Source organism: Aquimarina sp. AWH4_224 (assembly GCF_056160245.1).
The window spans coordinates 203,855-218,720 of record NZ_JBSWWU010000007.1 but is presented as its reverse complement, the minus strand read 5'-3'; the positions used below and the strand labels follow the sequence as shown (position 1 = coordinate 218,720).

The 14,866-nt window shown below is 35.6% G+C and carries 21 protein-coding genes; 16 read left to right on the top strand and 5 right to left on the bottom strand.

Annotation, left to right across the window (positions count from 1 at the left end; all coding sequences use genetic code 11):
• Nucleotides 1-346: 346 nt before the first annotated feature.
• The 14 genes from ACXAGJ_RS15080 (at nt 347) to ACXAGJ_RS15015 (ending at nt 8,386) form a co-directional block, all read left to right on the top strand.
• Nucleotides 347-922 carry an REP-associated tyrosine transposase gene (locus tag ACXAGJ_RS15080; RefSeq protein ID WP_474840976.1) on the top strand — a complete coding sequence of 192 codons (576 nt, stop codon included), beginning with the start codon at nt 347-349 and terminating at the stop codon, nt 920-922.
• A complete protein-coding gene (locus tag ACXAGJ_RS15075) occupies nt 922-1,512 on the top strand; it encodes a M23 family metallopeptidase (protein WP_474840975.1) in 591 nt (196 codons plus the stop codon). The genes ACXAGJ_RS15080 and ACXAGJ_RS15075 overlap by 1 nt, the downstream gene beginning before the upstream one ends.
• Nucleotides 1,496-2,128, top strand: coding sequence for a hypothetical protein (locus ACXAGJ_RS15070; protein ID WP_474840974.1), 633 nt, complete (start codon nt 1,496-1,498; stop codon nt 2,126-2,128). The genes ACXAGJ_RS15075 and ACXAGJ_RS15070 overlap by 17 nt, the downstream gene beginning before the upstream one ends.
• A 305-nt stretch (nt 2,129-2,433) precedes the next feature.
• Nucleotides 2,434-3,009 (top strand): transposase, encoded by a 576-nt coding sequence (locus ACXAGJ_RS15065; protein ID WP_474840973.1) that lies wholly within the window; start codon nt 2,434-2,436, stop codon nt 3,007-3,009.
• A 19-nt stretch (nt 3,010-3,028) separates the two neighbouring features.
• Complete coding sequence (locus ACXAGJ_RS15060) at nt 3,029-3,193, top strand: hypothetical protein (RefSeq protein WP_474840972.1); 165 nt, start codon at nt 3,029-3,031, stop codon at nt 3,191-3,193.
• A gap of 1 nt (nt 3,194) precedes the next feature.
• Entirely contained in the window at nt 3,195-3,479 is a 285-nt protein-coding gene (locus ACXAGJ_RS15055) for a hypothetical protein (protein WP_474840971.1), read from the top strand.
• Nucleotides 3,480-3,910: 431 nt separating this feature from the next.
• Nucleotides 3,911-4,339, top strand: coding sequence for a hypothetical protein (locus tag ACXAGJ_RS15050; protein WP_474840970.1), 429 nt, complete (start codon nt 3,911-3,913; stop codon nt 4,337-4,339).
• A 669-nt stretch (nt 4,340-5,008) separates the two neighbouring features.
• Nucleotides 5,009-5,164 (top strand): hypothetical protein, encoded by a 156-nt coding sequence (locus tag ACXAGJ_RS15045; RefSeq protein ID WP_474840969.1) that lies wholly within the window; start codon nt 5,009-5,011, stop codon nt 5,162-5,164.
• Between the two features lie 69 nt (nt 5,165-5,233).
• Nucleotides 5,234-5,584, top strand: a complete 351-nt coding sequence (locus ACXAGJ_RS15040) for a hypothetical protein (RefSeq protein ID WP_474840968.1) — start codon at nt 5,234-5,236, stop codon at nt 5,582-5,584.
• Nucleotides 5,585-5,654: 70 nt separating this feature from the next.
• The gene (locus tag ACXAGJ_RS15035; RefSeq protein WP_474840967.1) at nt 5,655-5,996 is read left to right on the top strand and encodes a DUF6678 family protein; all 342 of its coding nucleotides are present in this window, start codon (nt 5,655-5,657) and stop codon (nt 5,994-5,996) included.
• Between the two features lie 40 nt (nt 5,997-6,036).
• Nucleotides 6,037-6,429: a DUF2750 domain-containing protein gene (locus tag ACXAGJ_RS15030; protein ID WP_474840966.1), complete on the top strand. Its 393-nt coding sequence runs from the start codon at nt 6,037-6,039 to the stop codon at nt 6,427-6,429.
• Nucleotides 6,430-6,466: 37 nt separating this feature from the next.
• A complete protein-coding gene (locus ACXAGJ_RS15025) occupies nt 6,467-6,796 on the top strand; it encodes a hypothetical protein (protein WP_474840965.1) in 330 nt (109 codons plus the stop codon).
• Nucleotides 6,797-6,845: 49 nt separating this feature from the next.
• The gene (locus ACXAGJ_RS15020) at nt 6,846-7,199 is read left to right on the top strand and encodes an RDD family protein (protein ID WP_474840964.1); all 354 of its coding nucleotides are present in this window, start codon (nt 6,846-6,848) and stop codon (nt 7,197-7,199) included.
• A 755-nt stretch (nt 7,200-7,954) separates the two neighbouring features.
• Entirely contained in the window at nt 7,955-8,386 is a 432-nt protein-coding gene (locus ACXAGJ_RS15015; RefSeq protein WP_073321792.1) for a tellurite resistance TerB family protein, read from the top strand.
• Between the two features lie 50 nt (nt 8,387-8,436).
• Here ACXAGJ_RS15015 and ACXAGJ_RS15010 read toward each other — a convergent pair whose 3' ends face one another.
• The 5 genes from ACXAGJ_RS15010 to fbp all read right to left on the bottom strand — a co-directional run bounded on the left by ACXAGJ_RS15010 (nt 8,437) and on the right by fbp (nt 12,898).
• Nucleotides 8,437-9,972, bottom strand: a complete 1,536-nt coding sequence (locus ACXAGJ_RS15010) for an ATP-binding response regulator (RefSeq protein ID WP_474840963.1) — start codon at nt 9,970-9,972, stop codon at nt 8,437-8,439.
• A 5-nt stretch (nt 9,973-9,977) separates the two neighbouring features.
• Nucleotides 9,978-10,472: a GTP-binding protein gene (locus ACXAGJ_RS15005; RefSeq protein ID WP_473284895.1), complete on the bottom strand. Its 495-nt coding sequence runs from the start codon at nt 10,470-10,472 to the stop codon at nt 9,978-9,980.
• Complete coding sequence (locus ACXAGJ_RS15000; RefSeq protein WP_473284897.1) at nt 10,459-11,283, bottom strand: cell envelope biogenesis protein OmpA; 825 nt, start codon at nt 11,281-11,283, stop codon at nt 10,459-10,461. Before ACXAGJ_RS15000 ends, ACXAGJ_RS15005 begins: the two co-directional genes overlap by 14 nt.
• Nucleotides 11,284-11,301: 18 nt before the next feature.
• Nucleotides 11,302-11,661 carry a fructose 1,6-bisphosphatase gene (locus ACXAGJ_RS14995; protein WP_073321781.1) on the bottom strand — a complete coding sequence of 120 codons (360 nt, stop codon included), beginning with the start codon at nt 11,659-11,661 and terminating at the stop codon, nt 11,302-11,304.
• 235 nt (nt 11,662-11,896) lie between these two features.
• The gene (fbp, locus tag ACXAGJ_RS14990; protein ID WP_474840962.1) at nt 11,897-12,898 is read right to left on the bottom strand and encodes a class 1 fructose-bisphosphatase; all 1,002 of its coding nucleotides are present in this window, start codon (nt 12,896-12,898) and stop codon (nt 11,897-11,899) included.
• Between the two features lie 176 nt (nt 12,899-13,074).
• Between fbp and ACXAGJ_RS14985 the strand changes: the two genes are divergently transcribed.
• Together ACXAGJ_RS14985 and ACXAGJ_RS14980 are read left to right on the top strand one after the other, a co-directional pair.
• Nucleotides 13,075-13,557 (top strand): GNAT family N-acetyltransferase, encoded by a 483-nt coding sequence (locus ACXAGJ_RS14985; protein ID WP_473284901.1) that lies wholly within the window; start codon nt 13,075-13,077, stop codon nt 13,555-13,557.
• Between the two features lie 7 nt (nt 13,558-13,564).
• Nucleotides 13,565-14,818, top strand: coding sequence for an aspartate kinase (locus tag ACXAGJ_RS14980; protein ID WP_474840961.1), 1,254 nt, complete (start codon nt 13,565-13,567; stop codon nt 14,816-14,818).
• Nucleotides 14,819-14,866 lie beyond the last annotated feature (48 nt).

Below are 14,866 nucleotides of genomic sequence, written 5' to 3'. Positions count from 1 at the left end.
GCAATGAAAGAGTCATTAGGTTTACGACCTGCTGATGTAACTAGGAGACATCAACGATTACCATATACATTAGATTATAATGATTATTAATTTTTTAAGTAATCAATTTAACAGATTTAATATAGATAATAAAAAAACAAGGGTTTTTATACCCTTGTTTTTTATTGCCTATATGGTAATATTATTCTGTTTATCTGTTTTATTAAAAAAAATATTTCCTTTTGAAGCAGAAAATCAAACTTCCCCCCGCTAGCGCTAGTTTGCAACTAGTGCAGGGTAAGAGTAAGATGCAAAACCACAAGCCAGTTTTATTTTTTGAAACTGGCTTGTTGTATTTTGGATTTGTATGAGCAGAAAATGTAAGTTTCATAACAAATCGGGTTTATACTTTGTAAGTTTTGCAACGGTCTATTGGATAGATGTCTTTATAAGAGAAAAGTATTTGTCGATCTTGGCTAATAGTATAGATTACTGTAGAAAAGAGAAAGGGATGGAGCTCTATGCCTATTGTTTTATGCCTAGTCATGTTCATTTGGTTTTTCGTTCTGGTAGTGAAGACCCTTCAGGCTTGATAAGAGATTTTAAAAAACACACGGCAAAAAAGGTAGTGCAGGCAATACAAGATAATCCACAGGAAAGTAGAAAAGAATGGTTATTATGGATGTTTGAAAAGGCAGGTAAAGAAAAAGGAAATGTAAGTACCTATCAATTTTGGCAACATCACAATAAGCCCATAGAATTATGGACCGATAAAGTCATAAAACAAAAGATTGATTATATTCACAACAATCCTGTAGTATCTGGTTTTGTAACGTATCCAGTAGATTGGAAATATAGTAGTGCCAGAAATTATCAGGGTGATCATACTGTACTACAAATTGATAGTGATGGAGTTTTATTAGGACTACCTAAACAGATGTAATGGGACACAAGTTACAAACTTGCGCTAGCAGGGAGGTAATAGCTGTAGGAGAAAGTAGTTCTTATGGAAATTATGTAACTATAAAAACAACACATATAAGACATATTCCAACGGGAGGTTTTATTACTCGATCCGACGGAACCATGATTCCTGTTACTAAAGAAGAGAAAAGATTTTTTTATACGTTTTATGCGCACTTGAATAGTACAACGGTAGAAGAGGGTAATAAAGTTAAAGCAGGTGAAGAAATAGGTACCTCCGGTATAACAGGAAATGCAAGCAATTTATCTGGAGCTAATGAGCATTTGCATTTCGAAATAGGTACTGAATTAAGAAGTGAGAACAGTCCATTTCTTAAAAAAAGTTCATTGTTGGATTCTAATATAGCCTATAAAGATGTAAAATTTGTTTCTCAAGATGAAAATGGGACTCAAAGTAGTACGGGGATAGTAAAAATTTTTAGAAATAAAGGTGGAGATTTAATTTTGGAGTTTCAAGATTTTAAGAATACACAGGAAAATGGTAATGATGGCGAAAAACTAATTAATAATAACAGAAGAAATAGATTATTAAATGATGTACAATTTTAAGATTTTATGGGTTTCAATAGCTATTGTAACATGTTTTGTTGCATGTAAAAAAAGTGATTCGGCAGCAAGAGAAACAGAGAAAGTAAATACCAATTCAGCCGTGCAAGAGAAAGAAAGTAGTTTTTCTGAAGAATTTATAACAAATGATAAGGATCATGCTTTAGAATTCCTTAAACACAATAAAGTTATTGGTGATGAGTATCCAAATAGTTCTATTTTATATTTTCAGCTTTATAAATTAAGTAATTTCAGTTATAATTTAATAAAATTGGATTATGATAAAAGAATAGGTGATAATTTCAAAGCAGACCCGGTAATCAATGTGCTTTATATCACAAAGAATAATAAATTATTGTCTTGGAAAGATGTTTATTCAATTAATGATGATGATTTTGAGTTTAAATTTAAAAAAGGAAATAATTACTTTTTTGAATATTACGATTCGGCAACTGGTTGGAAAAAAATAATTACTTTTGATGTTAAATCAATGAAGTTTTACGAAACTCATCAATATGATTTTTCGGAAACCATTGATTTCCAGTCTGTAGATTTAGAATCTAAAAAATATAATTTAAAAGAAAATAGTAAAGTGTACGAATTTAAAGAGATGCTTTAAAAATTTTAACCAATAATCCGTGTGGTTAAGAAATAAAAAAAAGCTAGTAATATTGATATTACTGGCTTTTTTATTGTCCCCCGCTAGCGCTAGTCTGTGACTAGTGCCGGGTAAGAGTAATATGCAAATACCGTAAGCCCCCCCCCGCTAGCGCTAGTCTGTGACTAGTGCCGGGTAAGAGTAATATGCAAATACCGTAAGCCCCCCGCTAGCGCTAGTTTGCAACTAGTGCAGGGTAAGAGTAAGATGCAAAACCACAAGCCAGTTTCGTTTTTTGAAACTGGCTTGTTGTATTTTGGATTTATATGAGCAGAAAATATAAGTTTCATAACAAATCGGGTTTATACTTTGTAAGCTTTGCTGCGGTCTATTGGATAGATGTCTTTATAAGAGAAAAGTATTTATCGATCTTGGCTAATAGTATAGATTACTGTAGAAAAGAGAAAGGGATGGAGCTCTATGCCTATTGTTTTATGTCCAGTCATGTTCATTTGGTTTTTCGTTCTGGCATTGAAGACCCTTCAGGTTTGATAAGAGATTTTAAAAAACATACAGCAAAAAAGGTAGTGCAAGCAATACAAGATAATCCACAGGAAAGTAGAAAAGAATGGTTATTGTGGATGTTTGAAAAGGCAGGTAAAGAAAAAGGAAATGTAAGTACCTATCAATTTTGGCAACATCACAATAAGCCCATAGAATTATGGACCGATAAAGTCATAAAACAAAAGATTGATTATATTCACAACAATCCTGTAGTATCTGGTTTTGTAACGTATCCAGTAGATTGGAAATATAGTAGTGCCAGAAATTATCAGGGTGATCATACTGTACTACAAATTGATAGTGATGGAGTTTTATTAGGACTACCTAAACAGATGTAATGGGACACAAGTTACAAACTTGCGCCAGCTGGTGACTACTGTCGGTGATATAAGAAAAGCGGGAGGTGATGTAATTCCTTCACCAATTGAAACGAATCCAAACCATGCTACCATGTCTATTCCGAATGCTAAAACAGCATCTGAATTAATAAAAATTATAGAAAACCCAGCAAAACAAAAGTAATATGAGAATAATTAGTGAAAAAGAATTGTTGGAGATTGAAAAAAGATGTACATCGGGAACTTCCGGGCCATGGAAAGCTTGCGTAGAAGGACGTGACCATAGTAGCGGTTCACACTTTATTATGACTGGTAGTGAAGATGATAGAGGAGAGGATTTAGAGATAGATGGAGCAAGAATAGAAGATTATGATTTTATTGCCAATGCTAAGCAAGATATCCCTATTCTTATAAATGAGATTAGGAAACTAAGGGATATAATCGTTAAAAAAGGCTTTAATATAGATTAAGTTTTTTAACAACCTTATTGCCACGCTGGTCTATGATTGGTTTTGGATAAGTTGAAAGTAAGAAAACAACAAGCCAGTTTCAAAAAATGAAACTAGCTTGTTATATTTTTATATGATTTGTCTAGTTTTAAATGGAGATTAGTAGCAGACTAACACCAGCAGATAGGTAATGCGGACAACAAAATAAAGATATGACTACTAATAAAAACTTGATTTTTTCAACAACGGAAAGTAAAATAGACCCTCGTTAGCGCTAGTCTGTGACTAGTGCCGGGTAAGAGTAAGATACAAAGCAACAAGCCAGTTTCATTTTTTGAAACTGGCTTGTTGTATTTTTAGATGACTTGTCTAGTTTTGTGCAGGGTACTAGTTGTAAACTTGGGCACAAGTTGCAAACTTGCGCCAGCGAAAGCGACAAAAGAAGGAAAGATATGACTACTAATAAAAACTTGGTTTTTTCAACAACGGAAAGTAAAATAGACTTTGACTTATTAGAATTACTTAATGTTTTTGAAAGTGTTTTTGAAACGGATGATTTTGTATTTGAACTATTAGATTATGAGTATAACGATGTGAATTTTACTTATGAAAATATAAACCAAAATATTGTAAGCTTTTTGGAAGAAGGAATTAGGAATGCTAAATTGATTGTCAGTTACAAGGATTTTTTAAAATTTGCTCAATTCATAGGACAAACGGAAAGCGGTACTTTTCAGACTTTTTCATCTTTAAAAAAGATTAATCTAAAGGTAAGTGTATATGATTCTTATTTTTGGAGTATTTCATCAAATGACAAAAAGGTACTTGTGGATTTATCTAAGCATGAACAAATATCATGTTTTAATGGAAAAATAGAATAGCAATTTATTAGATTACATGGATTGCAAATTCATAATCTAGGAGGTAGTTTAAGTTGAATAACTGAATCATGACTACATAAAAAACAATTATTAAATAAAATTTCATTAACAAAATGAAGTATAAATTTGGGTACTTATCAATTTTATTCTTTATAATATATTTTGGGTTTATTCAATTAGATAAAAACTTATCTATAAATATAAACCCAATTTTTAAAGTAGTTTTTAGTATGATTTTAATGGTACTTGGAATAATTACCAGTTATCTCGGAATCAAAAGAAACGTCCAAAGAACAATAAGCATGATAAGTATAGTTCTTAATGGGCTTTCATTGATATCTTATTCAGCAGGACTTTTTAAAAGCCTTTTCTAGTAAAGTAAAACAAACGCTATATCTCGGATTTGTAATCCACACAAGTAAGAAATACAAAAGCCAGTAACATAGTATTACTGGCTTGTTGTATTTTTATATAGTTGGTTTAGCTTTGTGTGTGGTATTAGTTACAAACTAATGTCAATAAGATATAAGATTATAAAATGATCACGATATTGCATAGTAATAACAGCAAAACATGGAACTCGATATAAAGACTAGAATAGAAAGAGATTTTGGAGATATAGCAGATAAAGCGATTACGATGATCCAACAATTTGAAGAAAATTAAGGTTTGAGCCCTAGAGTAACCCGATGTATTATTCACTTGTCTGGTGGAGACCTAACCAAACTTAAATCGAATATAGATGCGGCAATTCAAGATTGGAGGGATATAATTTATTGGGCAGAAGGAGACAATGCTTTTGTTTTTAATGAGCCATTTACCTGATAGTAATGGTTTGTAAGGTATACCTTAACATAATATCTTTTAGCTTTTTTATAAATAGTAATTAACAGTATGAAACACAAGATACCAGTGTTAGATATCCTAGAAGTTGACGAGACTATACTTAGAAAAAGAGATAGTGATATCGCTTTTTATACAGGAATTCTAGAAAGTAATATTCCTGTTGGCACTTCTTTTCAATACCTGTATGATACAAAAGAAGATAGTGTTGTACTAAAGGGGAGTTTTACAATTCAATATGTCGAAATATTGTCTAAACCTAGTGAAGAATTGGTAAAGGGATACAATGCCGTTATATTTATAAAATCAAGTATCACAAGCAGTGAAATGAAAAGTTTTTTTGGGCTTTCAGAAAAGGAAAATATTAAAAATGTTTTTGAATTAACGAATGTCATTCCATAAAACAATTTGATAGCATGCAATACGAATTCATGATCCAGATAACTTGTTTATTCGGTATAAATTTTAGAATATGTTAGAAGAGATAAGTCGGTTAATATCAGAAAAAAGATGTCGTATTAGATTTAACTGGTTTTATGATCCAGGGTATGAAGTATCGGAATTGGGGTGCTATTTAAATTTCCCTACCAAAGGTTATTTTGAACCGGAACATATTAGCCCTATCAAAATTAGTCAATGGCGATGGTTAGAAATACATCCTTTTGAAGAAGTCGTGGTTGGGAGATTGATTCCTCCAAAAACTATAGATTATTCTTTAGAGATTAAAGATTATTTGAGTAGCAAAGGTATATCCTTTGTTGAAAAAGATGGTTTTATAAAAATAGATAATCCTAGTTTTACTCTTTCAGTTTAGTTTCCGAAAAATCTATACGGTCATAGAAAACATTAGAATCATGCATCCAAAACAAATAGAAAATTTATTAAAATTAAGAAACGAAGAACGTGTTGAATATTTTGTGCGTTATTGTGCAGATTTTGAAGAAATTTGGGGGTTAGCAGTTAATGATAATGACTGGGTTATTTTTGAAGACCTAGAGGGAGATAAAGTTTTTCCTTTATGGCCTCACAAAGATTTAGCAGATTTTTGTGCTTTTGAAGAACATAAAGAGATGGGAGCGAAACCACGATCAATTTCTGTTTACACTTTTATTAAAGAGTTTATGGATGATCCTGGTTTAGAAGATGTTTATTTTGGAATCTTTTATAATAAAGACAGAGAGGCTCTGGTTTTGAAGGGAGAAACTTTAAAACAAGAACTAGAGGAAGAATTGGAAGAATATGAATAAGTGAATTATCTAAATAAATATCTAGAAAACCTATAGCATGGGATTAATTATATGTGAAAAACATGGAAGAAGTTCAATATTCCAAATGAGTAGGAACTTGCATCAATCCTTCTTGAAAGATAGTAAAGATGATGTAATAATGGCGATATTTAGAGTTGAAGCACTGGATGAAGACTTAGTTCATTATTTTTCCAAAAGTGATGATATTACCAATTTTATCAATGCAATGCATCTTGAATCTTTTGAAGAGGAGTTTTCTAAAATCAGCTCAGATCCTGTGGCCTGTGTAAGATGTTTTCAAGATTATGTAAAGAAGAATGATATCGAGGTCAATAAACAAGTTCTTTTGGTAAAAAATAATAGATGATAATAGAGATTTGTAATCCACGTGATCAACAATAAACAACTAATTATTTATGGAGGTTATTTTGAAAAGAATTTTGGGATTTTTAATTGATGTAATGTTTGTTGCCTTGCTATCAATAGTATTAGGGTTTGTTTTTTCAGATAATTATAGGCAATATCCAGCTTATATTGGTTTTGCGGTAATATTGATCAGAGATGTTCTAACTCCATCTGGATCATTAGGTAAAAAAATACTCAAGCTTCGTTTAGTCAATCAAAATAAGAATAAACCAAGCATTGGGCAAAAAATACTAAGAAATGTAACCGTTTTTTTATGGCCAATAGAAGGCATTGTTCTTCTTATTGCCAAAAAAAGGATAGGCGATATGGTTGCTAAAACCGAGGTGATAATTAAATCCCGCTGAACGGATTGCAAATCCACACAGTAAAGAAATACAAAAGCCAGCAACATAGTATTATTGGCTTTTTTTGTCTACGAAAATGACCAAACACACCTCAAAAACTTGCCAAATAAGGTACTTATAGAACAGGGTAGGGGTACTGCTATAAGTACCCTTTCTCTGATGCAAGATTCGTTTGGGGTACTATAGGGAGTACCTATCTGTAGTCAAAAACTCACCAAAGGGTACTTCAAACAGAAGCTAAGCGTAGTGTAATCAGAAGTGAATCGAAGCTAAAACAGAGGTTGCACTTGTGTTCAACACAGGATGCACTTCTGTTTGCAGTAGGGGTACCCACTGTCAATACTGGATAGGGGTAGTACAACAAGTAGGGAGGAGGTACTTTTGAAGTACCCCTAAAAACAAACAGGCACTTATCTAGTGGCTGTTTTTGGTTGACGATATGCGATCTTAAGATCAATATGTTTAGGTGGGCTTATGTTTCTTTTTAGAGGCAACTCCCGGTTACTTACTTTATGTTTCATCAGCCACGAACCGTTTTTTATTTCTTATGGTATAAAAGTAGGCCTTCTATCCCCAAAAACGGTTGGTTTGGGCCCAAACCCGATTTGCTGTAGACGAATGGTAAGATTGCTGTCGATCAAGCAAAAAGGGGCTATTTTTGCATTCGATTAGTGGTAACCAAAAAAAGCAGAGGCTTCTATTTTAAAAGGTGTAGAGTTTAACTATATTTGCGGCAAATTAAACCAAAGTACATGATGTCAATATCTGATTTATTTGATAGTGGGTTCCAGAAACGAAATCAGGACCATTTTGCAGCCATCGTTAGAGTAGCCATGAGCGACGGTGTGATCACCGATGAAGAGAGAGCCTTCTTAGATCGATTAGCACGCAACCTCGATATTTCTGAAAACGATTATAAAGAGATTCTTAAAAACTATCAGTTGCACCCGATCAATCCACCGGCAGATTATAACCGTAGGTTAGAGCGTTTGTTTGATCTGGCAAGAATGGTATATGCAGATCATATCAAAGGAGACGATCAGGTAGAATTGCTGGAAAAACTATGTATCGGTTTAGGATTCCGTACCGAAAATGCAAAGTATGTGGTAGACAAAGCGCTTACCTTGGTAGATCAGGGAGTAGACGGTGATGACTTTGTAGAACAGATCAAAAACATGAATAGATAATAACCATCTATACGATATACAACCACACCAACCAAAATAAAAAAGGCGGCCTAATCGGCTGCCTTTTTTGCTATCTGTTTGGTGATTTTATAAATCAGATCTTCTTGCTCAAAGGGTTTGGCGATAAAATCATCCATCCCGGATCGAATGCATTTATCACGTGCATTTTCATCAGCCCTGCCCGAAAACCCAATTATCGGGATTTGCGAGATAAACTTATCCCCATAATTATTACGGATCATATGTGTAGTCTGGAAACCATCAAGTTTAGAGGTCGACAAATCCATCAGGATCAAATCATAGGCACGGCGCTCTAGATAGCTAATCGCCTCTTCGCCATTAATTGCAATATCCACAAAAAAGGTCCCTTGGGTGATCAGTACCTTCATGATCAGGTATTGTGTGATTTCTTCGTCTTCTACCACCAGGATTCTAAATTTCTTTTTAGTATCCGGTAGTGTGTATTTTTTCTTTTTACGTTCTGGAGCGGTCTTTTTGGTCACTTCAAACTTAAACGGAAGCTTTACAATAAAAGTAGTGCCCTGATCTGGGGTACTTTCTACTTTGATTTCTCCGTTTTGTAGATCGACCAGGTTTTTTACAATCGCTAGTCCCAATCCTGTACCTGAGATCTGCTTGTCTTGCTGAAAACGTGTAAAACGCTCAAACAGATGGGGGATGTTTTCTTCCAAAATACCAAAACCAGTATCTTCGATCTTAAAAGTAAGACTCAGCTTGTTGGTACGCTGGTAGTTTTTGGAAACGGTAAAGGATACTTTCCCTTCTTCGGTAAACTTAAAAGCGTTGTTTAATAAATTATTCAGGATCTGATATACGCGGGTACGATCCCCGATCAGGTATTCTTGTATGCTGTCTTCGATATCGCTTTCAAAAGCAATTCCTTTTTCTTCGGCTACTTTATTATAGGTTTCTTCAAATCCACGGATCAATTCCGCGAATGAGAACCGTTCTTGTACGATCTTTAAGGTTCCCGACTCGATTTTCGAAATATCGATCATGTCATCGATCAGGGCGTTCAAATGCTTGCTTTCTCGTTTGATGATACGAGCCAGTTCTTCCTGTTCAAAAGAAAGCTTGGTCTTTTCAAGCACTTCTACAAACCCCAGAATGCTGGTAAGTGGTGTGCGTATCTCGTGATTGATATTCGCAATAAAACTGTTTTTAAAAGCTTCTTTCTCGAGCAGGTACTGGTTGTTCAATTCAAGCTGCCGGCTTCGTAGTATAGATTCGTTTTTTTGTTGCGCAATTTGATTGACCTCTCTGTATTTTGTGGTATAGTCAAAGAGGATCACAGTAATGATATCGGGATTGATCTGTATCGATACGTCACAAATCAAATCATCTTTGCCATTTTCGATATGGATACAAGGAAACTGAAGCGCTTCGGTTCCTGGGGTTTCCATAAAGCTGCGTAGCATCTCAAAGAAAGGATGCGCATCAAAAATAGAAGTTCCTTTTTTCCAGTCAAAAAGGGTAGCATCGGTATTCTCGATTATCCCCTGATACGAAACAGAGGTTACCTGAACCTGTTGATGATACTGTAATGGGAGGGTATCGTTTTTCATCGGTGTTACTGGGTAATGGCTACAGCAAGTTCTGAAAAGAAATCCTGTACGTTTTTATTGGTTTTGGCACTGGTTAAACAATCAAAAGGGATGTTTTCTTCTTTTAGGTGGGCGACAGCGTCTTTTTCTTTTACCAGATCCAGTTTATTACCAATCACCTTAGTAATGACCTTGGCGTAGTTTTTTGTCAAATATTCCAGATCCTGATTCAAGTGTTTATAGGTTTCCTCTCGGGTAATATCAAATACATAGATAAAGGCATGTGATCCTAGTAGGTAGGATTTACGGGTGTCTTCAACGCTGTCAGAATGCCCTTCGGTATCCCACATGATCATCGATAGCTCTCTGCCGTCGGGCAGAGCAACCACTTTCTTTTTGATTTGTACGCCGAGCGTTACTTTATATTCTTCTGAAAATTCGTTGTCGACAAAACGGCGAAATAATGACGTTTTACCAACACCGAAGTGTCCTAAAAGCACAACTTTTTTAGACAATGTCATCTGCAAAATATTTTTTAAGTTTTTTAGTGAAAAGGGCGCTGTTTTCCAAATCTCTATTCGATATATGTCGTTGAGCAAATTCTAGCAATTGATCTTCTAGCACTTCTTTAAACATCATCGAATACGCACCCGAGATTACAGCTGCAATGTAATAAGAATAAAAATTCTGGATATGTATGGTGTATAATTCGTATTCGATCAGCTCCAGGTTTTGATCTCCACCTTCAAAAGCATCTTCTACAAAGCTCTTGATGGCGGTTAGCATTCCGGCTACCATTTCTTTGTCGATGGTCCCTTCGGACATAGGACTGTAATCGGCAATCAAGATACCCGAATGTTTTTCTACTACAAACATCTGGATCAATCGGGGTTTGGCATAATCAGATAGTACAAGATCTCCTTCGCTCACCCCTTGAGCACGGGCCTTGGTGCGTCGAAACCAGTTTTTGAAAGAAAAGGCCTTTTTGGTTTGTCGGCTGATGTTCTCGCTTAGCAATCGCATCTCGTGAGCGATATACTTTTTGATCATTTTACCAATGATTGGGAACAAGGCCTCTACCACCGCATCTTGCGAGTTTTTGATTTCTTCTTTTAGGGTTTGGGTAATCGTTGGCCCTAGGGTTTTCGGGATTTCTTCTACAAATTCTTCGAGCTTGTCATCGATAATAGGATCTACTTTATACGATAGTTCCTGCTTTTGATGTACAATCTTGTTCAGTTCTTCAACTTTTTGAGCAATAGAATCCGCAAACTCCTTTTCCTCGGTAAGGAGAAGTTCCTTAAGAAGTTTTAGTTTATCCTGCTCTTCCATAATCTTGGACAGATGGGATTACTTTTGTTGAATATTTTCTCCTAGCGTGATCAGTAGATCTCCCAATGTTTTTTTATCTACTTTTTGGGCGTCTAGCGTCTCGGCTTTGTCTGCCAACTTATCTTCAAGCTCGGTAAGACGAATGTTAATATCAGTACTTAGATTATCAATCGCTTGATTCAATTCGTTACGCGTGTCCTCTATAAAACCTTCCAGTTCTTTCTTTTTGGAAAGAATGTCTTTTTTGACTATTTCAAATTCAGAATTATAGGCGGCAATGTTATCCCCAAAAATAAGATTCTTTATCGCTTCTATTTTTGAAGAAGGATCATTTACAACTTCTTCTTTTTCTTGTACAGCTTTATTGTTTTTGGCCATTTTTGAGCTGATTTATTAGTTTATAATTCACCTATCCGTAAATTTAACATAAAAACCTTAAAAACAAGAGGTCTGGGGCGTAAATGTTAAAATACGGTTTTTTACATTTTCTTTTTAGCAAAAAGAACGAGTGATACGTTATGTGCCTTTTGGGCTGAAGGTTTATTAGGGGTGGCGCAAATATACAATTATTATTGATTCCTTGATAGGGTGCAAAATGCAAGGGGTTGCAATACTATTTTTGCATAAAAGACTCTACTTTTTCTACCATATTTTTACTACCGCAAACAAAAGGGGTGCGCTCGTGTAGTTCTGTAGGTTTGATGTCTAATATTCTTCGGAAACCGTCGCTGGCTTTACCTCCGGCTTGCTCGGCAATAAAGGCCATAGGATTACATTCGTACAACAACCGTAGCTTTCCATTTGGTGATTTGGCAGTATTTGGGTATAAATACACACCGCCTTTAATCATGTTACGATGAATATCACTTACTAACGATCCAATATATCGAGAGGTATAAGGGCGATCGTCTTTTTCTTCCTGGCAATATTTGATATAATCCTTGATACCCTGTGGGAAATGTACATAGTTCCCCTCGTTTACCGAGTAGATATTTCCATCCTCAGGAAAGGTCATATTAGGATGAGATAGGTAATATGTTCCTAGTGCTGGATTCAACGTAAAACCATTTACACCATTTCCAGTAGTATATACCAACATGGTAGAAGTACCATAAATAATATATCCAGCAGCAACCTGAAGGTTACCTGGCTGTAAAAAGTCTTCGATAGTTACCGGAGTACCTGATGGGGTCACACGACGATAGATCGAAAAGATCGTTCCTACCGATACGTTAACATCAATATTAGAACTACCATCCAAAGGATCCATAAGCACTACATAGTTGTTGCGGTGGTCATTTTTTTGCCCTTTGATGGTGATGAACTCATCATTTTCTTCAGAAGCGATCCCACAAACGATCTCACGATTCGTAAGTGTATTGATAAAGGTTTCGTTGGCCAAAACATCTAGTTTTTGCTGATCTTCACCTTGTACATTGGTCTCGCCCACCGCACCAGTAATGTCTACCAAACCTGCTTTGTTTACCTCGTGATTCACCATTTTTGCAGCCAATCGAATCGAGTTGATCAAACGAGACAACTCACCACTGGCATACGGAAAGTCCTTTTGGTTTTCAATAATAAATTCTCCTAAGGTTTGGTTCTTGCGTGTCATTTAAGGTGTGTTTTTATGCTGCAAAAGTATTATTTTTTAAGCAACTATATCGTTTTCGTCAATTTAAATTCTTAAACTTTGGTACGAATTACAAAAATTAAACTTGCGGGCGTATAACATTAGAAAATTGTCTGGTTTCTCTAACATATTTTATAGTTTTGATAAACTTTTTTTCTATGAGCTATACGATAAGAGAGGCTACTGCCCAGGATATGCCACAGGTACTGGATTTGATCCAGGAATTGGCTGATTTTGAAAAAGAACCCGAAGCGGTCGAGGTTACTGTCGAAGACCTTACTAGAGAAGGTTTTGGAGCGCATCCTTTGTTTCATTGCTTTGTTGCAGAAACTGCAGATCAAGGAATTGTTGGGATTGCATTGGTGTATTTTCGTTTCTCTACCTGGAAAGGTCGTACCGTACATCTTGAAGATCTGATCGTAAGAGAATCTATGCGAGGTACGGGTATTGGGATGGCGTTATACACTCAGGTGATGCAATATGCAAAAGAACAGGGGGTACGACGTGTAGAATGGAATGTACTCGATTGGAATACTCCGGCTGTCAAGTTTTACGAAAGAAGTGGTGCCCGTATCCTCGAAGGATGGCAGGTAGTGCAAATGGATGAGCAAGGACTGCACGCCTTTGTAAACAAAAACTAAAAGGTGCATGAGGGTTTTTAAGTTTGGGGGTGCATCGGTAAAGGATGCCGATGGCGTAAAAAATGTTGCTACGGTACTTAAGCAAACAGGGCATGAGCAATTAGTAGTGGTAGTATCTGCTATGGGTAAAACAACCAATGCCCTTGAGCAGATTGTGGCATCCTATCTGCAACAAGAGCCCGAACTAAAAACACAAATGATCGACTTGCACCGCTATCACTTTGATATTGTCGATGCGCTTTTTGAGAATAAACAACATCCAATCTATCAAAAAACACAGGCACTGTTTACCGATTTGCAAACCACCCTAGATCGTAACAAATCCAAACAATACGATTATATCTATGATCAGGTGATCAGTTATGGAGAGTTGATCTCTACAACAATCATTAGCGAATACCTGGCCGATCAGGGATTTGACAACCAATGGATAGATGCTCGTGAGCTTATCAAAACCGATACTACCTATCGAGATGCTACCGTAGATTGGGAACGCACGCAACAAATCATTCGAGATAAAGTGGATCGAAATGCCTTGAGTGTTACTCAGGGATTTATCGCATCAGACGCTAATAATTTTACCACCACACTTGGGCGAGAAGGGAGTGATTATACCGCTGGGATTTTTGCTTATTGTCTTGGAGCGAATAGTGTAAGCATCTGGAAAGATGTTCCTGGAGTATTAAATGGGGATCCCAGAGTATTCGACAAAACCAAGTTATTGCGCCAAGTATCTTATAGCGAAGCTATAGAGTTGGCATTTTATGGAGCATCTGTAATACATCCCAAAACAATCCAGCCTTTGCAACGCAAAGAAATCCCTCTGTATGTAAAATCGTTTTTAAACCCAAAGGCTGATGGCACCTCTGTAAAAAAGGGGCAACCTTTGGATCCCTATATCCCTTGCTATATTGTTAAGAAAAATCAGATCTTAGTATCCCTTTCTTCACTGGATTTTTCATTTATTGTAGAAGACAATATTAGCGAGATTTTTAAGTTATTTCATCAGTATCATATCAAAGTAGATTTGATTCAAAATTCAGCGATTAGTTTCTCGGTATGCTTGGACGACAAATTCCATCATTTTGAGAAAGTGCTTTCTACCCTAAAAGCAAAATTTAAAGTTACCTACAATACTGGTGTTGCTTTGTATACCATTCGTCATTTTACAGATCAAGCGATTACGTCTTTAGAGAAGAATAAAGACATTTTGTTAAAGCAAATTACTAGAGAAACCTATCAAATGGTAGCCAAAGAGTAGGGCTATCAATTCATGGATTTTGCTATATTTGCGGTTATCACAAATTAT

What these genes read in the sequence shown, in the direction of transcription:
- ACXAGJ_RS15080 (WP_474840976.1), top strand. Translation starts at nt 347, where the DNA reads ATGAGCAGAAAATGTAAGTTTCATAACAAATCGGGTTTATACTTTGTA.
- ACXAGJ_RS15075 (WP_474840975.1), top strand. Translation starts at nt 922, where the DNA reads ATGGGACACAAGTTACAAACTTGCGCTAGCAGGGAGGTAATAGCTGTA.
- ACXAGJ_RS15070 (WP_474840974.1), top strand. Translation starts at nt 1,496, where the DNA reads ATGATGTACAATTTTAAGATTTTATGGGTTTCAATAGCTATTGTAACA.
- ACXAGJ_RS15065 (WP_474840973.1), top strand. Translation starts at nt 2,434, where the DNA reads ATGAGCAGAAAATATAAGTTTCATAACAAATCGGGTTTATACTTTGTA.
- ACXAGJ_RS15055 (WP_474840971.1), top strand. Translation starts at nt 3,195, where the DNA reads ATGAGAATAATTAGTGAAAAAGAATTGTTGGAGATTGAAAAAAGATGT.
- ACXAGJ_RS15050 (WP_474840970.1), top strand. Translation starts at nt 3,911, where the DNA reads ATGACTACTAATAAAAACTTGGTTTTTTCAACAACGGAAAGTAAAATA.
- ACXAGJ_RS15040 (WP_474840968.1), top strand. Translation starts at nt 5,234, where the DNA reads ATGAAACACAAGATACCAGTGTTAGATATCCTAGAAGTTGACGAGACT.
- ACXAGJ_RS15035 (WP_474840967.1), top strand. Translation starts at nt 5,655, where the DNA reads ATGTTAGAAGAGATAAGTCGGTTAATATCAGAAAAAAGATGTCGTATT.
- ACXAGJ_RS15030 (WP_474840966.1), top strand. Translation starts at nt 6,037, where the DNA reads ATGCATCCAAAACAAATAGAAAATTTATTAAAATTAAGAAACGAAGAA.
- ACXAGJ_RS15025 (WP_474840965.1), top strand. Translation starts at nt 6,467, where the DNA reads ATGGGATTAATTATATGTGAAAAACATGGAAGAAGTTCAATATTCCAA.
- ACXAGJ_RS15020 (WP_474840964.1), top strand. Translation starts at nt 6,846, where the DNA reads ATGGAGGTTATTTTGAAAAGAATTTTGGGATTTTTAATTGATGTAATG.
- ACXAGJ_RS15015 (WP_073321792.1), top strand. Translation starts at nt 7,955, where the DNA reads ATGTCAATATCTGATTTATTTGATAGTGGGTTCCAGAAACGAAATCAG.
- ACXAGJ_RS15010 (WP_474840963.1), bottom strand. Translation starts at nt 9,972, where the DNA reads ATGAAAAACGATACCCTCCCATTACAGTATCATCAACAGGTTCAGGTA.
- ACXAGJ_RS15005 (WP_473284895.1), bottom strand. Translation starts at nt 10,472, where the DNA reads ATGACATTGTCTAAAAAAGTTGTGCTTTTAGGACACTTCGGTGTTGGT.
- ACXAGJ_RS15000 (WP_473284897.1), bottom strand. Translation starts at nt 11,283, where the DNA reads ATGGAAGAGCAGGATAAACTAAAACTTCTTAAGGAACTTCTCCTTACC.
- ACXAGJ_RS14995 (WP_073321781.1), bottom strand. Translation starts at nt 11,661, where the DNA reads ATGGCCAAAAACAATAAAGCTGTACAAGAAAAAGAAGAAGTTGTAAAT.
- fbp (WP_474840962.1), bottom strand. Translation starts at nt 12,898, where the DNA reads ATGACACGCAAGAACCAAACCTTAGGAGAATTTATTATTGAAAACCAA.
- ACXAGJ_RS14985 (WP_473284901.1), top strand. Translation starts at nt 13,075, where the DNA reads ATGAGCTATACGATAAGAGAGGCTACTGCCCAGGATATGCCACAGGTA.
- ACXAGJ_RS14980 (WP_474840961.1), top strand. Translation starts at nt 13,565, where the DNA reads ATGAGGGTTTTTAAGTTTGGGGGTGCATCGGTAAAGGATGCCGATGGC.